This window comes from Proteus columbae (assembly GCF_002777965.1).
In the GTDB taxonomy this organism is placed as follows: domain Bacteria; phylum Pseudomonadota; class Gammaproteobacteria; order Enterobacterales; family Enterobacteriaceae; genus Proteus; species Proteus columbae.
The window spans coordinates 147,480-163,920 of the sequence record NZ_NGVR01000021.1 but is presented as its reverse complement, the minus strand read 5'-3'; the positions used below and the strand labels follow the sequence as shown (position 1 = coordinate 163,920).

Below are 16,441 nucleotides of genomic sequence, written 5' to 3'. Positions count from 1 at the left end.
ATGCCTAAGTTTTTTATAGATAGACCGATATTTGCGTGGGTAATTGCGATAATTACCATGCTCGCAGGTCTTCTGGCACTCATCAAACTGCCTGTTGCCCAGTATCCAACGATTGCACCGCCAGCAATTTCTATCTCTGCGGTTTATCCTGGTGCTGACGCCACCACTGTGCAGAACACCGTTACCCAAGTTATCGAACAGAATATGAATGGTATCGATAACATGGTGTATATGTCTGCAACCAGTGACTCAGCGGGTATGATGAATATCACTCTGACCTTTGAAGCAGGTACTGACCCTGATATCGCGCAAGTACAGGTGCAAAATAAACTGCAACTTGCTATGCCGTTATTACCTCAGGAAGTGCAACAACAAGGGATTAGTGTTGATAAATCCTCAAGTTCATTCTTGATGGTTGCAGGTTTTATCTCTGCTGACGGTTCAATGTCACAAGATGATATTGCAGACTATGTCGGTGCAACGATTAAAGACCCAATAAGCCGTGTTACCGGTGTGGGTGAAACCCAGTTATTTGGTACTCAATACGCGATGCGTATTTGGTTAGATCCCGATAAACTGGTGAAATACAACATGACCACACTTGATGTTATCGGTGCGATTAGAGCACAGAATAACCAAGTGGCAGCAGGTCAATTAGGGGGTACGCCTCCTGTTCCTGGTCAGCGTTTAAACGTATCTATTATTGCTCAAACTCGACTCAATACCGCAGAGCAATTTGGCGATATCCTGATGAAGGTTAACACCGATGGTTCACAGGTTAAGCTAAAAGATCTTGGTATAGTTGAAATGGGTGCTGAAAGCTACAGCACTATTGCTCGCTTTAATGGCCTACCAGCTTCTGGTATCGGTATTAAATTAGCAACAGGCGCTAACGCATTAGATACAGCAACCGCGGTACGTGCAGCATTGGCTGAAATGGAGCCATTCTTCCCAGCGGGATTAGAAGTTGTTTACCCTTACGATACAACGCCATTCGTTAAGATCTCTATTTTCGAAGTGGTAAAAACGCTGGTTGAAGCAATTATGCTGGTATTCGTAGTCATGTATCTGTTCTTACAGAACTTCCGTGCTACGTTAATCCCAACAATTGCAGTACCGGTTGTATTATTAGGAACCTTCGCCATACTTTCGGCATTTGGTTATTCGATAAATACCTTAACGATGTTCGCGATGGTACTTGCCATCGGGCTTCTGGTGGATGACGCCATCGTTGTGGTAGAAAACGTCGAACGTGTAATGCAAGAAGAAGGCTTATCGCCTAAAGAAGCAACACGTAAATCCATGGGACAAATCCAAAGTGCGCTAGTCGGTATCGCCCTAGTACTTTCTGCGGTATTTATTCCAATGGCATTCTTTGGTGGTTCAACAGGTGCAATCTATCGCCAGTTCTCTATCACCATCGTATCAGCAATGGTTCTATCTGTTTTCGTTGCGTTAATTTTAACACCTGCACTTTGTGCAACGATGTTAAAACCTGTACCGAAAGGCAGTCATGGTGTGCAAACTGGGTTCTTTGGTTGGTTTAACCGTACCTTTGAAAAGAGTAGCCATCACTATACTGACAGTGTATCCCGTACACTTCGTGGTACTGGCCGTTACTTATTAATTTACGTTTTATTAGTGGCAGGTATGGCGTTAATGTTTATTCGCTTACCAGCATCGTTCTTACCTGAGGAAGACCAAGGTGTATTACTGACAATGGTTCAGTTGCCTGCGGGTTCAACACAAGAACAAACACAAGACGTACTAGAAAGAGTAAACGACTACTTCAATACTGATGAGAAAGAGCTCGTTAAATCTGTCTTTACCGTAAGTGGCTTCGGCTTCGGTGGTCAAGGCCAAAATATGGGTCTGGTCTTCGTTGTATTGAATGATTGGGATGAACGTAAAGCAGATGAAGACAAAGTTCCAGCGATTGTGGGACGCGCCAATATGGCATTATCCCAAATTAAGGAAGCCTTTGTTTACTCATTTAACATTCCAGCGATTGTTGAGTTAGGCTCTGCGGGTGGTTTCGAATTCGAGTTAGTGGATAAAGCTAACCTCGGTCACGATAAACTCATGGAAGCTCGAAATCAATTACTCGGAATGGCTGCGCAACAACCTCAAATGTTAATGGGCGTGCGTCCTAATGGTCAGGAAGATACTTCACAGTATCGTCTGTATATCGACCTAGAAAAAGCACAAGCTCAAGGTGTTGCAATCAGTGATATCTATTCAACATTAGGTACGATGTTTGGTGGTAGCTATGTAAACGACTTTATCGACCGTGGTCGTGTTAAGAAAGTTTACGTTCAAGCTGAATCACAATTCCGTATGTTGCCACAAGATATCGGTAATCTTTATGTTCGTAACAATGTCGGTCAGATGGTTCCATTCTCATCGTTCATTGATACTAGTAAAGATCCTTGGTTATACGGCTCTCCTCGTTTAGAGCGTTATAACGGTTTACCAGCAGTTCAAATTCAAGGTAGTGCAACACCAGGTCAAAGTAGTGGTGATGCAATGCTTATGATGGAAGATCTCGCAAGTAAACTACCAAGCGGTATCGGTTATGAATGGACAGGAATGTCATATCAAGAACGTTTATCTGGTAACCAAGCGCCTGCGCTGTATACCATTTCCTTGATAGTTGTATTCCTTTGTCTTGCTGCTCTTTATGAAAGCTGGTCAGTACCATTCTCCGTTATGTTAGTCGTTCCACTGGGTGTTATTGGTGCTCTTGCATTAACATCAATGAGAGGCCTTGAAAACGACGTTTACTTTAAGGTTGGGCTCTTAACAACCATTGGGTTATCGGCGAAAAACGCAATCTTGATTGTTGAATTCGCCAAAGACTTGATGGAGAAAGAAGGTAAAGGACTCATAGAAGCAACGTTAGACTCTGTTAGAATGCGTCTACGTCCAATTCTAATGACTTCACTTGCCTTTATGTTAGGGGTTATACCACTAGTATTAAGTAACGGTGCAGGTTCTGGTGCTCAGAACTCAGTAGGTACAGGTGTATTCGGTGGTATGATTGCCGCAACCTCCCTTGCTATCTACTTCGTTCCTATTTTCTTCGTCGTGATCCGTAGACGATTTGCGAAGAAAAATGAAGATTTAGAGCATCCAAATCATTCTCACTAATTTGAATGAATTGGAGTGATAATGCTAAAAGGTCGCGAAAGCGACCTTTTTCTTTATCTATTGATGTATCATTTTAAATGAAAACTTATCTCATTATATTATTTTTAGGAAATATCTCTTTAATCAATAAATTCATTTTATTTTTTTTCTTATATGTGACTTTTTGTCAAAATTAAGCAGTTCTGTTATTTGTAAATAACAACGATAATTATGCTTCATTTACACGCTTAAATATTTAAAATATAATAAAAACAAAGATAATCATTACGTTAAGAGAAATGCTCTTTAATCAGGATTTCTTGATTTTTACGAAAATAGACAAATTTCTGTTGTTCAGATAGTGACTTATGCAATAATAGTGCTATATTAAGCAAAGAAATACTTATTGTATAAATTTTAAACTCATTCGTGTGCAATTGAGTGTTTAGTATTGTCTTTTGATATGCTATTACTTTGTTAGAAATAATAAATATAATTATTAAACTCTTTTAGCATACGAGTAAATATAAACACCCATTTTCAAGTTTATGTTTTTTATTAATCCATTAATGAATTATGTGATGTATCTCGTTAATAAGTTCAACTTTAAGTATTTATCATTATTAATGAATATTTTCTATTAATTCAATTACGATATGCTATGGACGAATATTCACCAGAAAAAGTAGATTTAGCCGAATTGTCGTTTTTGTGCGAAGAGCTATTACAGCAAGCTTTAGGCTCATTAGATAAAGGAAGCACAGTTTGGCACAACGATCTGAGTAGCACAAAAAGCGTTGACCTTAATGTACTAATTGAACACATTATGGACTTTAGTTGGAAATTTAAGATTAAACATCCAGATAAACATGTAATTAATACGCTTATAGAAGAGTACCTTGAAGAGACTTATCGTTTATTTGGTAATACATCAATTTCTTACTCAGATATCAATAATTGGAAAGAGTTAAACCAGTCACTTTTAACTCTCATTGCCCAAAACCCCAAAAGTTATATTAAGTAATTTTAATTATCTTTAGTTTTATTTTAATAATAGAGAAAAGACAACATGACTAAGACAGACTATCTAATGCGTTTAAGAAAATGTACTTCAATCGAAACATTAGAACGTGTGATTGAAAAAAACAAATATGAACTCTCTGATGATGAACTGGAGCTGTTTTATTCAGCAGCAGACCACCGTTTAGCAGAACTCACAATGAATAAGCTATATGATAAAATTCCAGCGTCTGTTTGGAAATTTGTAAGATAATCTAGTTCTATTTAATTGCCTTAGTTTTATTTTTGCTATTTTTATTTTTATAGTAGTAGGGTTATTAGTTCTTAATTTAGATATCGTTTTATTCACGTTTTCTTATCAGTAGAATGATTACACACCATCATGCCGTTGACTTATTACGGCATGACTGCACTGCTTTGCTCAAATATTCCTTTCATTTATAGACACTACTGTAAATTTTCTAATAATAAATTGATACATTAAGCATACTATTTTCTATTCAAGAATACTGACTCTTAAATCCAAGTAAAACAGCGCTCAAAAAACACATATGGAGAGTAAAAATACAAGGGGAAATAAAAATCTTAGAAGATAATAATGATAAGAGATTAGAAATTATGGAAGGCTAAAAATTGGGTGGGGCCTTGCCAGCGACATCCCGGCACACGCGACACTTGCCATGGCTGCTTCCTTCCGGACCTGACCGAGTTAACAAGTTAGCGTTGCGGGAGAACCAACAAGACCCCATAGATTGTCTTATTGCTAAGACGTCACGCATTATGTTTTAAACTGATCCAAATAGCAAGGAAAGCGAGCCTAAGTGATGATTAATTACCCAAATCTGCACTCATTGATTATTCAATTGCCTTTAACGCTCTTTTTGCCTCTCTTAAATTCATCAAAGAGTATTCAATAAGTAGATAAACAATAATCTCATCAATTCTGTTCATTTAACATTAGATTACTATCTAAGATAAAAAGGGAGATTATTTTTTTATCTTCTTAAGATTGTATATAATCAACTTTATAAAAAATAACCAGATCTAATGATACAGGTACACTATGAGTCAAGCATTGAAAGATCTCATCAATTTGATGGCACTTGAAAAAATAGAAGAAGGTCTATTTAGAGGTCAAAGCGAAGATCTAGGATTACCTCAAGTTTTTGGTGGACAAGTTGTAGGACAAGCACTATACGCTGCAAAACAGACAATTGCTGATAACCGCTATATCAACTCATTTCATAGCTACTTTTTACGTCCTGGTGATAGCCATAAGCCAATCGTTTATGATGTGGAATTTATTCGTGATGGCGGTTCATTTAGTACTCGTAGAGTCAGTGCTATTCAGCATGGTAAACCTATTTTTTATATGACGGTTTCTTTTCAAGAATTTGAAGAAGGTTTTGAACATCAAGATATAATGCCTGATGTTCCTTTTCCAAATGAACTTATCTCACAGCATGAGATTTTAAAAAAATTAGCACCTAAATTACCCGAGCCGATTAAATCTTTAGCACTACGAGAAACGCCTTTTGAAGCACGTCCAGTGCAATATTTTAGCCCTTTTGGCTACTCTAAAGCGCCCGCTGAACGTTATGTTTGGTATCGTAGTCGTGGTGAAATGCCATCAGATCCTTTCTTGCATCAATACTTGCTTGGTTATGTTTCTGATTTTGATTTTTTACCAACCGCTCTCCAACCTTATGGTTTAGGCTTTATGGATACAAGTCTACAGGTTGCTACAATTGACCATTCTATGTGGTTTCATCGCCCATTCCGTGTAGATGATTGGTTACTTTATGTAATTGAAAGCCCTTCAGCATCAGGCGGTAGAGGATTTGTTAGAGGTAAATTCTTTAATACAAATGGTCAACTAGTAGCGTCTTCTGTTCAAGAAGGGGTTATTCGCCAAAAACGTACTAAACATTCAAAATAATATCTTGGCATATTCCCCCCTCAAACGAGGGGGAATAGACAATTATTGTTGATAAGCTCTTTCACCATGAGTTGTTAAATCTAATCCATCATGCTCTTCCTCTTCTGAAACACGTAAACCCACCAGCTTATCTGCGATTTTAAAACTTGTATAAGCGACAACACCAGACCAAATCACGGTGATCGCAACACTCATTAATTGAATTAAAACTTGTTTACTAAGTGTCATACCATCGCTATATCCCACTCCCCCTAAAAATGAAGCCGTAAACACCCCTGTTAATAAGCAACCTGCAATACCACAAGTACCGTGAATACCGAAAACATCACAAACATCATCCGCTTTTAACCAGCGCTTTAAAACAACAACGCCCCAAAGTCCGATGATCCCTCCTATAACGCCGATAAATAAAGCCCCCATCACTCCAACCGTGCCAGCAGCAGGTGTAATTGCAACTAATCCTGCAATACAACCAGAACAACTGCCTAACATAGAAGGTTTACCTCTGGTGAGCCATTCTGATGCAGTCCAAGAAAGTACAGCTCCTGCAGTTGCAATTACTGTATTTAGAAATGCTAAAGCCGCAATCGCATTCGCACTACCAGCAGAGCCTGCATTAAAACCAAACCAACCAATATAGAGTACCGCTGTACCTGTAAAGACCATTGGTAAGTTATGAGGTTTAAGCGCTGTATGTTGGCTATCACGTCGCTTACCAAGTAAGTAAGCACCAACAAGAGCCGCAATGGCAGCATTAATATGTACGACAGTTCCCCCAGCAAAATCTAATGCACCATCATCAATTAACCAACCACCTTCTCCCCATACCATATGCGCAATAGGAATATAAGAAAATGTGAACCAAATAACTGTGAAAATAAACAGTGCGGAAAAACGGACTCGCTCACCTAATGCACCAACAATTAATGCAACAGTGATAACAGCAAAAGATCCTTGAAATGCAATATGTACATACTGATTAATTGAACCAGAGAGTGAATCTAGTGATACGTTATTCAAAAAAGTAAGTGACCACCCACCCCAGATTTTATTACCCGCAGTAAATGCCAAACTATAGCCAAACGTAACCCAAAGAATAACAACGACACTGAAGATCATCATCACTTGCGTGATCAAAGAAAGTACGTTTTTCCCTCTCAATAACCCGCCATAAAACAGTGCAATACCAGGTATCGTCATAAAAAAGACCAAAGCAGTGCATATCAACATAAAACCGTTATCAGCTTTATCAACAATCACTGTTTCAGTCGCAAATGCAGATGAAGAAAAGTGTGTAAGCACTAACATTAATAGCAAAGAAAGTAAGCGTTTCATCGAATATCTCCTTTAAAGTGCTTCATCACCAGACTCACCGGTACGAATACGGACTGCCTGCAATAATTCCAAAACAAAAATTTTTCCATCACCTACCTTCCCTGTATCCGTTGCTTGCATAATCACTTGCATAACTGGCTCAAGTTGCTCATCGCAAATAGCGAGTTCTATTTTTACTTTGGGGAGAAAATTAACTTCGTATTCTGCTCCTCTATACAACTCCGCATGTCCTTTTTGTCGCCCATATCCCTTTACTTCACTGATTGTCATTCCCTTTATACCTAACTCAGAGAGTGACTCTCGCACTTCTTCTAATTTAAACGGCTTAATAATGGCGATGATATATTTCATATAAACCTCGTCGATATTTGAAAGAACAAAGCCCATATAGAAAAGCAAAAGACATGCCATTATTTAACCAATTGATATTTAAATAAAAAATAAAATATTAAAATAGTTAAAAAGAAATGGCTCACCGAGTTGGTGCAAAAATATGGCTGCTATTTTGATAAAAGCGAGATAATGGGGAAATCAAAAAGGGCACATACATAAAGATGATGTGCCCTCTAAAGTTATATTTTTTATTTAAGGTTATTATTCTACTTTAACAGGGGTTTGTTCTTGTAAAGATTCTCTGACTTGCTGTAATTGATACATATTATAGTATCGGCCTTTTTGTGAGAGTAACTGAGCATGGTAGCCCTGTTCAACAATTGCACCACGATGAAGCACTACAATTTCATTGGCTTCAACAATAGTGGAAAGTCGATGAGCAATAACAATCAGTGTTGTTTTTTCTCTGACTACTTTTAGCGCCTTTTGTATGGCTTGCTCTGTTCCTGAGTCAATATTTGCTGTTGCCTCATCCAAAATAAGAATACGAGGAGGTATTAATAATACACGCGCCAATGCAAGTAATTGTTTTTGTCCAGCAGATAAACGACTACCTTGCTCACCTAATTCTGTTTGTAGTCCTTCAGGTAAGGCTTTAGCCCATTGATCAAGTTGAACTGTTTCTAATACCTGCCATAAATGTGACTCATCACATTCACGTCCTAACGTAATGTTGTCATGCAGTGAACCCGATAATAAAACGGGATCTTGCTGCACCATTGCAATACCACTACGTAATGTAGTATGAGAATAGGCTTCTAATGGTTGATTATCTAAAGAGATACTCCCTTTTTGCCAAGGATAATTTCCCATTAGCAAACTGGCTAAAGTACTCTTGCCACTTCCTGTATGCCCAACGAATGCGACAAAATGACGAGCAGGAATAGTTAAGTTGATATCTTTTAATACCCATTGCTCATCACGATACGCAAACCAAAGAGAGTTAACATCGATATTACCTTGAGTAATGGAATGTGATGATGAACCATAGTGTTGCAAAGGCGCATCCATCAGTTCAAAAACACGCTCACCAGAGACAACCGCCTGTTGTAAAATCGATTGCTGTGATGTCAATGTGATCAAAGGTTCATTTAATCGGCCTAAATAACTAATAAACGCATAAATAACCCCAACACCAATAACTTCAGTGCCCTGATACCCGAACAACATCAATAAGCCGCACAGAACCAACGCTGAGAGCATACTTAATAAAGGACGTAATAACAGACCATCAAGTTTTAACGCTTTCATACGAGCTTGGTAATGTTGCCAACTGTCATCTGACATTCTTTCACCAAATCGAGCTTGCTGCCTAAATTGCTGAATAACTGACATGCCATTGATAACTTCGTGGAAACCATCATTAATATTGGCAAGAAAATGACGCACATTACGTACAATAGGTGTGCTCAGTCGCTGATAAAGCATCATCACACCAATCACCGCAGGAAATATCATCATTGCAACAAGCGCCATTTGCCATTCTAATAAAAACATAGCTATCAACATTACAACCACTAAAGCAATCGCTCGGAATAATGTTGGTAAAACGTTTACGAACAAATCTTTAATCGTCTCGGTATCATTTGTTACACGAGAAATTAACTGCCCCACAGGCTGATTATCAAAAGCACTTAATGGTTGTTTTAGTGCCGCACTCATTACATCAGTACGTAATTGTTGTACAACTCCAACAGCAGCATGATTAAACACAATGGCCTGATAATAGTGAAGTGTAGCGGCGATCACCTGTAAAAGAATAAAAGCCAACGCTAGGCCTAGTGATGATATTAATTCCACATTATTCGTGGCAACTTTTGCATCAATAAAATAGCCAACAATTAATGGGCCACCCACTTCTGCAACGGCGGCTACCCACAACATAATGACACCCCATGTCATGGGTTTGCGATAGGTTTTACCATAAGTCAAAAGACGCTTTAATGCAGGCAATAGCGCTTTAACGGATTTATTTTTATTCATCGTCATCCAGCGCGGCCTCTAATTGCTGATAATGGTACATATCTTGATACCAACCTGGTATTGAAATTAATTGCTGATGTGTACCTTGCTTTATAATCTCACCTTGTTTTAAAACTAAGATATTCGTAGCACCAACTAATGCAGATAAGCGATGAGCACTGATAATTAATGTTCTATCTTTTCGCCATTGCGATAAGTTTTGCAGAATCTGATATTCAGTTTGTCCATCAACAGCAGATAATGCGTCATCTAATAATAAAATTTCAGCATCCAGTAATAGTGCTCTGGCAATAGAAATACGCTGTTTTTGTCCACCAGATAACATCACACCTTTTTCACCTACCTGTGTTTGATACCCATCAGGTAAACGTAAAATATCCTCGTGAATATTTGCCAATTTCGCAACAGACTCTATTTCTTCTTTTGTCGCATCAGGACGACCTAAGGCAATATTTCCCGCGATTGTATCTGAAAATAAGAAGGGTGTTTGATTAACAACAGCCAATCGTGCTCGCCATTCATCAAGTTTCAATTGATAAATAGGAACTGATTGAAAACAAATTTCGCCTTCGGTGACATCGTAAAGTCGTTGAATGGCACTAAGTAATGTACTTTTACCACTTCCTGTCACACCACAAATACCCAGCATTTCACCGGGTGATAATGTAAAATGAACGTTTTTCAGTGTTTGTGTCGTTTGTTCGGGATATTGGAAACGTTTGATATCAACGGATAATACTCCTCGCCCTTCCTTTGGTGATAATTCACCATCAACCATATCGAGTTTTTCATCCAATAAACTATTAATTCGACTATAAGCAGCACTGCCACGCTCAACAATATTGAACATCCATGCTAAAGCCAGCATTGGCCAGATCATTTGCCCCAAATACATCACAAAGCTGGTTAATTCACCCAATGTCATTCTGCCATTAATAACAAAATAGCTACCACCAGCAACAGCGAGTAAATTAGCAAAACCAATAGCCATAAAAATAGTAGGATCAAATAGCGCATCAATTCTTGCAACACGCATATTTTGTCGTCCAGTTTCTTTTGCCACATCATCAAAACGAGAAGCATGCTGTTGCTCTAGCCCGAATGATTTGATCATGCGAATGCTACTCAAGCTTTCTTGTGCTTGATTATTAAGTGAAGAGAAAAGTGCCTGTGCGGTTTTAAAGCGACTATGTAGTTTATCGCCATATCGCTTAATCAAAATTGCCATGATTGGCATTGGTAATAATGAAATCAGTGTCAGTTCCCAACTTAACTGAATACTCATCATAACAAGCACAGCAAGCCCCATAACCATAGAATCCACTAAGGTCAGTACACCTTCGCCTGCTGCAAAAACCACTTTATCGACATCGTTGGTAGTACGTGCAATTAAATCGCCAGTACGATAACGATGATAAAATGAAGAAGATTGTTGATTAAGTTGCTGATAAATTTGCATCCGCAATTTTACTGCTAATTGATAAGATGCACCAAATAACCAAAGACGCCAAAAATAACGCAAAAGATAAACCGCGAGGGCAATTAATACCATCACGCCAATCCAGTTGATCACTTGGCTAAATGTCAGACTATGGTTATCGACACCATCCACAATGATCCCAACAATCTTTGGAGGGATCACCTGTAATACTGCGATAACCATCAATAAGAAAATGGCACCAACATAACGACGCCATTCACTGAGAAAATACCAACTGAGCTGTGAAAATAGAGCCACGCCTTAAATCCTAAGGTTATACAAAAAATAAAAGTGCCAGTTGGTAAAGATGAACCTTATTCAGGTATCGGCATTGCCGTTGTGTATTTAATTTTTTCCATTGCGAAGTTAGAAGTCACATCAATAAGACCTGGTACGCCATTAACCATACGCTTATAAAATAGGTCGTAACTTTTCATGTCTACTACTTCAACATGCATTAGATAATCACACTCACCCGCCATTCGATAGAATGTCAGTACTTCTGGCATTTGCTTAACAAATGAAACAAACTGTTCGTACCATTCGCTATTATGTTGCTGTGTTCTAATCATAACAATAACTGTTAGACCTAGCCCGATTTTTTCACTATCAAGCAGCGCAACGCGCTTACGAATATACCCTTCATCCTCCAGTCTTTTCAATCGTTTCCAGCAAGGTGTTGAGGTTAGGTTAACCGCCTCAGCCAAAGTATTCAGTGAGAGGCTTGAATCTTCCTGTAATAGCGCTAATAGTTTACGGTCAATCTTATCTAACATAGATACTCCTTCAAAATATGCCCCTACAAAAAATAATGATAACCCGCCCCTTACTATAAGAGTAATCATCTAATGATAAATCGGTAATAAATTGCCATAATATATGTGCTTTTATGCGTACTAATCCTTATAGAAATTCAATATTCAGGAGTATTCTGATGAAAAAAACGGTCGTTGTCTTTAGCGGTGGACAAGATTCGACAACCTGCCTTATTCAAGCGTTGGAAAAGTACGATGAAGTACATTGCATTACATTTAATTATGGGCAACGCCATAAAGAAGAAATTGAGGTAGCACAAAAAGTTAGTCAATTACTGGGAGCAACTGCGCATAAAGTTTTAGATGTAAGTTTACTCAACGAACTCGCCATCAGTAGCTTAACTCGAGACAATATTCCTGTTCCTGATTTTAAAGAAAGTGAAGAAAGTGATATTCCTAGTACCTTCGTACCGGGTAGAAATATCCTTTTCCTTACTTTAGCTGCAATTTACGCTTATCAAATTGGCGCTGAGAGTGTCATCACAGGGGTTTGTGAAACAGATTTCTCTGGGTATCCTGATTGTCGTGATGAATTTGTAAAAGCACTGAATCATGCTGTCAGCTTAGGTATTGCACGCGATATTAAATTTATCACGCCATTAATGTGGCTAGATAAAGCCGAAACGTGGGCTCTTGCTGATTACTATAAAAAGTTAGATTTCGTTCGTCATGAAACTTTAACTTGCTATAACGGTATTCAAGGGGATGGCTGTGGTGAATGTGCGGCTTGTCATTTAAGACAACGCGGATTAAACACCTACTTAGCCGATAAAACACCAATTATGCAGACAATGAAACAGAAAGTGGGTCTTAAATAATCATCGGAATTACCTGACCAATTATCACTGCTACCTGCCATTCTATTCACTTATGCAGTGATAATTCATCAAACATTATCACTGCATTAAATCATCTTAGATTAGCTAGAGAGCATAAAGAGAGCAGTCTCTAATACTCTCTTTATGTATTAGGATGATTGACGTACATATTCAAGCTTCTCTCTTAACTGTTCTGTTAATGTCAGTGCTTTTTTTGTATTGATATCAACAAGAACAAAAGTAATTAATGCATCAGAGATAAGCGCACCATCTTTTTTTCTCACAATTTTTTGAGAAAGTACGCCACTTTTAATTCCCACTTCAGCAACATCACAATCAATAAGTAGCTCATCACCTAAACTTGCAGGTAAGCGATAATTAATATTGATATTAGCAACCACTAGTGCCAAGCCATTACGCTTAAACCAATCAAAATCTAAATGTTGCTCAATCCAATCCCATCGGGCTTGTTCTAAAAATTCAAGGTAACGTGCATTATTCACATGTTCAAAAACATCTAAATGAAAGCCATAAACTTTAATTAATGTACTCATATTAATTTATTACCTCTTGATTATTCTAATAAACTTTTTATAAAGTTTTTTTGCGATACCATAAATATAGCCAAGAAAATAAATTTAGTAATTTCTGATATAGGTTTATCTCGTTTTCTTTTAACAAAAAAATGCTAAGAAAACGTGTTTCTCTTATCAAAACAAAAATCAAAGAGAAACACGGGGATTTTCAATCAATATTCACGTTTCTGCTATCACTTATACTCAATATCGTATAAGAATAAATACCTTAATTAATAACGATAAAATCACGATTTTGATCAACTAACTTCATACCAATTCCAAAAACTTTTTCAAGTTCGTCGATAGTGGTAAAACGCCCTAACTGTTCGCGGTAATCAATAATGGCTTGTGCTTTCGCTTTTCCGATCCCTTTTAATCCCATTAATTCATCTACTGTTGCCGTGTTTAAATTAACTTTACCTTCTGTACTGGCTTTGTTCTCTTTTGCATCACGAGTAGCAGATGAGTGAGTTTCAATAGAAACCGTTGGTGTTGAAGCTGGAATTTCTTCTGCATAAGACAAAGGAGAAAGCCCTAATCCCAAAGCGAGGCAGATAGAAGCCATAAAACCTGACAACATTTTTTTATCCATTTTCATAATCATTATTTCCTTTTATTCAATAATTTTAAATTCAATAGCAAACAGAGATTTCCGAATGCAAAAAAAGAATGCCAATATATTGATAAATCATCAATTGTATAAAAAGAGAACTACGAGAAGGTAGGAAAAATAAAAATGAACAAAAGAAGCATTACAAGAAATTATCGGGCTTGCTCTCAAATATGAATTTTTTAAGAGGCAGCGTTATTTGTTTAAATTACCAAGGACAATAGCCATAAAAAAACCCAGCTTAATGCTGGGTTTTCAATATAATAACTCAAATTTAATTATTGATAATCTTTATCAAAAATTTCAATTTTAGCGTTGTTTTTTAGGTCACGTAACATGAGTTGTAATGCTTCTTCGCCCATCTGAGCACGATAGAGATTAGTCATAAACTCTAGCTGTTCAGATGTTGGTTTGCCATCTGTTACGCTATCTAATTGAATAAGGACGACTTTAGTACCAGGTACATTAGTCATACCATACTCTTTTTTGCCTTCAGCTGGTTTTGGCATAGAGAAAATAGCAGTTTGTACTACATCTGTTGCAGATGAGTGAACAATGCTTTCTTCACTACCAAACGAAATATTAGCCGCTTTCAGTGCTTCTTCGCCTTTGCCTTCTTTCAATGCAGCTAAAAGTTTTTGAGCTTCTGCATTCATTGCTTGTGATGCTTTTTGCTGTTTAACCAGCATAACAACTTGATCGCGCACTTTGTCTAATGGTTGGCTTGCTGAAGGCTTATAACCTTCTACACGCACGATAAATGCACTGTCATTACCTAACGTCACCATGTCTGAATTCATGCCTGTTGGGCCATTTTCATCCACTAATGAACCACCAAAAATTAACTGGGTGAGTTTTTCATTATTTAATGGTGCAGGAACCGTATTTTCATCAAACCAATCAGTGTTAACCACAGTCACGTTACCCGCTTTAGCGGCAGGAGCTAGTGTGTCGTTGTCATTAGATGCAGCTTGGCTCACTTTTTGTTGTAATGCGAAGAAATCATCAATCGCTTTGTTTTCACGCATTTTTGCCAGTAAATCTGTTTTTACTTCATCAAATGGTTTTACAACAGATTGTTTGACATCATCAAGGCGGAAAATTGCATAGCCATTGCTGATTTTAACAGGCTCAGAGATTTGGCCTTTTTCTGTCAAACTTGCATTAGCTAGCTCTGGTAACTCTTGTCCGATAGTTATCCAACCTAAAGAACCATTTTGTTTTTTAGAGAAACTATCAATAGATTTTTCTTTCACTAACGAAACAAAATCAGCGCCCTTTTTCAGCTCATCTTCTGCCGCTTTAGCTGCTGCTTCATCAGCTAATACTAAGATGCTGTACTGTTTCTGTCCTGCTGCCGTGAACTCATCAATATTACTATCGTAGTAAGCCTTCGCTTCTTCATCAGTAATGTTGATATTATTAAAATCTTTTTGAGCATTTAATTGGATATAGCTAATTTTAAATTGCTCTGGCGCGATGAACATTTGGTTATTTTGCTCATAAAACGCTTTCACTTCTTCATCAGATGCCGTTTCTTTTTCAAGGAATGGCTGAATGTCTAATGATGCTAAACGTACATTACGGCTTTGTAGCATTAATCCCGCAAATTCTTTAACTTCGCTATCTAAGGCAAAATCCGTACCTTGGATAGAAAATTTTAATTGCTGATTAATTAGGTTTTGACGAATACCTTCTGCAAAAGCATCCGCATCAATATTATTGCCTTTCAATAAATCGACATATTTTTTATTGTCAAATTTGCCGTCAGTTTGAAAGTAAGGAAGTGCAAAAATAGCATCTCTAATTTGCTGATCACCGGCTGAAATACCCAGATTTTGTGCAAATTGATCAAGTAATGCTTGGTTGATCAGTAAATCAAGCGCTTGTTGGCGAATAAGTTTCTGACCTTCTTCTGATGAAGCAAGAGCAGCAAAGTTTTCACCCATATCTTGTTGTAATTGAGCACGACGTTGCTGATAAGTTTGCTCTAATTGAGAACGGCTAATTTTATATCCGTTAACTTCAGCAGCATCATTAACGCCTGAACTAAAGAGATATCCGCCCACACCAGTTAGGACGAAGGAGAGGATTATCACAGCTAATAAAATCTTTATAAATGGATTATTAGCAGTGGAACGAATGTTGTCCATCATAACGAGACGAGGCTCCGTTTGGTGAAATAAAAATTATTTTTATGGGTGTTACACGACTATTTTGAGCACAGCGAAAAGATAATATGCCCATGCTGGCTTAATATCAAAATGTCGCGACACGCGACAATCATTAAAAACAGCCAGTCCCGTATTAATGCGCAGTCTTAACACGCACTTTCTATAAC

Annotated in this window: 13 protein-coding genes and 1 other RNA gene; 5 read left to right on the top strand and 9 right to left on the bottom strand. The window is 37.7% G+C overall.

The genetic code is table 11. The features are described from left to right. The 3 genes from CBE70_RS10190 (at position 1) to CBE70_RS10180 (ending at position 4,402) form a co-directional block, all read left to right on the top strand. On the top strand, positions 1-3,150 hold the full coding sequence (locus CBE70_RS10190; protein WP_100159260.1) for an efflux RND transporter permease subunit: 3,150 nt from the start codon (positions 1-3) through the stop codon (positions 3,148-3,150). Between the two features lie 640 nt (positions 3,151-3,790). After that, entirely contained in the window at positions 3,791-4,153 is a 363-nt protein-coding gene (gene tomB, locus CBE70_RS10185; protein ID WP_100159259.1) for an Hha toxicity modulator TomB, read from the top strand. Positions 4,154-4,198: 45 nt separating this feature from the next. Next, positions 4,199-4,402, top strand: coding sequence for an HHA domain-containing protein (locus CBE70_RS10180; protein WP_006535062.1), 204 nt, complete (start codon positions 4,199-4,201; stop codon positions 4,400-4,402). Positions 4,403-4,792: 390 nt separating this feature from the next. Here the strand turns inward: CBE70_RS10180 and ffs are convergent. Further along, positions 4,793-4,889: signal recognition particle sRNA small type (ffs, locus tag CBE70_RS10175), an RNA gene on the bottom strand. Positions 4,890-5,212: 323 nt separating this feature from the next. Between ffs and tesB the strand changes: the two genes are divergently transcribed. After that, positions 5,213-6,088, top strand: coding sequence for an acyl-CoA thioesterase II (gene tesB, locus CBE70_RS10170; protein ID WP_100159258.1), 876 nt, complete (start codon positions 5,213-5,215; stop codon positions 6,086-6,088). 42 nt (positions 6,089-6,130) lie between these two features. On the opposite strand, the gene amtB is transcribed toward tesB, so the two are convergent. The 5 genes from amtB to CBE70_RS10145 form a co-directional block, all read right to left on the bottom strand. Beyond that, positions 6,131-7,423 carry an ammonium transporter AmtB gene (amtB, locus tag CBE70_RS10165; RefSeq protein ID WP_100159257.1) on the bottom strand — a complete coding sequence of 431 codons (1,293 nt, stop codon included), beginning with the start codon at positions 7,421-7,423 and terminating at the stop codon, positions 6,131-6,133. Positions 7,424-7,435: 12 nt separating this feature from the next. Further along, entirely contained in the window at positions 7,436-7,774 is a 339-nt protein-coding gene (gene glnK, locus CBE70_RS10160) for a P-II family nitrogen regulator (protein ID WP_098941103.1), read from the bottom strand. 243 nt (positions 7,775-8,017) lie between these two features. Next, positions 8,018-9,805, bottom strand: a complete 1,788-nt coding sequence (locus tag CBE70_RS10155; RefSeq protein WP_100159256.1) for a SmdB family multidrug efflux ABC transporter permease/ATP-binding protein — start codon at positions 9,803-9,805, stop codon at positions 8,018-8,020. Beyond that, positions 9,792-11,537: a SmdA family multidrug ABC transporter permease/ATP-binding protein gene (locus CBE70_RS10150; protein WP_100159255.1), complete on the bottom strand. Its 1,746-nt coding sequence runs from the start codon at positions 11,535-11,537 to the stop codon at positions 9,792-9,794. Before CBE70_RS10150 ends, CBE70_RS10155 begins: the two co-directional genes overlap by 14 nt. Before the next feature lie 56 nt (positions 11,538-11,593). Further along, positions 11,594-12,055: an Lrp/AsnC family transcriptional regulator gene (locus CBE70_RS10145; RefSeq protein ID WP_036911686.1), complete on the bottom strand. Its 462-nt coding sequence runs from the start codon at positions 12,053-12,055 to the stop codon at positions 11,594-11,596. Positions 12,056-12,213: 158 nt separating this feature from the next. Here CBE70_RS10145 and queC point away from each other — a divergent pair, with 158 nt between their 5' ends. Continuing rightward, positions 12,214-12,912, top strand: coding sequence for a 7-cyano-7-deazaguanine synthase QueC (queC, locus tag CBE70_RS10140; protein WP_100159254.1), 699 nt, complete (start codon positions 12,214-12,216; stop codon positions 12,910-12,912). A 149-nt stretch (positions 12,913-13,061) separates the two neighbouring features. On the opposite strand, the gene CBE70_RS10135 is transcribed toward queC, so the two are convergent. The 3 genes from CBE70_RS10135 to ppiD all read right to left on the bottom strand — a co-directional run bounded on the left by CBE70_RS10135 (position 13,062) and on the right by ppiD (position 16,256). Beyond that, positions 13,062-13,466, bottom strand: coding sequence for an acyl-CoA thioesterase (locus tag CBE70_RS10135; RefSeq protein WP_099074223.1), 405 nt, complete (start codon positions 13,464-13,466; stop codon positions 13,062-13,064). Between the two features lie 250 nt (positions 13,467-13,716). Next, on the bottom strand, positions 13,717-14,088 hold the full coding sequence (locus CBE70_RS10130; RefSeq protein WP_232797388.1) for a ComEA family DNA-binding protein: 372 nt from the start codon (positions 14,086-14,088) through the stop codon (positions 13,717-13,719). A 290-nt stretch (positions 14,089-14,378) separates the two neighbouring features. Further along, positions 14,379-16,256 (bottom strand): peptidylprolyl isomerase, encoded by a 1,878-nt coding sequence (ppiD, locus tag CBE70_RS10125; RefSeq protein WP_100159253.1) that lies wholly within the window; start codon positions 16,254-16,256, stop codon positions 14,379-14,381. Positions 16,257-16,441 lie beyond the last annotated feature (185 nt).

Excerpts from the sequence above, each read along its gene's own strand:
- glnK (WP_098941103.1), bottom strand. The coding sequence starts at position 7,774 with ATGAAATATATCATCGCCATTATTAAGCCGTTTAAATTAGAAGAAGTG.
- CBE70_RS10145 (WP_036911686.1), bottom strand. The coding sequence starts at position 12,055 with ATGTTAGATAAGATTGACCGTAAACTATTAGCGCTATTACAGGAAGAT.
- CBE70_RS10155 (WP_100159256.1), bottom strand. The coding sequence starts at position 9,805 with ATGACGATGAATAAAAATAAATCCGTTAAAGCGCTATTGCCTGCATTA.
- tomB (WP_100159259.1), top strand. The coding sequence starts at position 3,791 with ATGGACGAATATTCACCAGAAAAAGTAGATTTAGCCGAATTGTCGTTT.
- CBE70_RS10180 (WP_006535062.1), top strand. The coding sequence starts at position 4,199 with ATGACTAAGACAGACTATCTAATGCGTTTAAGAAAATGTACTTCAATC.
- CBE70_RS10135 (WP_099074223.1), bottom strand. The coding sequence starts at position 13,466 with ATGAGTACATTAATTAAAGTTTATGGCTTTCATTTAGATGTTTTTGAA.
- amtB (WP_100159257.1), bottom strand. The coding sequence starts at position 7,423 with ATGAAACGCTTACTTTCTTTGCTATTAATGTTAGTGCTTACACACTTT.
- ppiD (WP_100159253.1), bottom strand. The coding sequence starts at position 16,256 with ATGATGGACAACATTCGTTCCACTGCTAATAATCCATTTATAAAGATT.
- CBE70_RS10190 (WP_100159260.1), top strand. The coding sequence starts at position 1 with ATGCCTAAGTTTTTTATAGATAGACCGATATTTGCGTGGGTAATTGCG.
- CBE70_RS10130 (WP_232797388.1), bottom strand. The coding sequence starts at position 14,088 with ATGAAAATGGATAAAAAAATGTTGTCAGGTTTTATGGCTTCTATCTGC.
- queC (WP_100159254.1), top strand. The coding sequence starts at position 12,214 with ATGAAAAAAACGGTCGTTGTCTTTAGCGGTGGACAAGATTCGACAACC.
- tesB (WP_100159258.1), top strand. The coding sequence starts at position 5,213 with ATGAGTCAAGCATTGAAAGATCTCATCAATTTGATGGCACTTGAAAAA.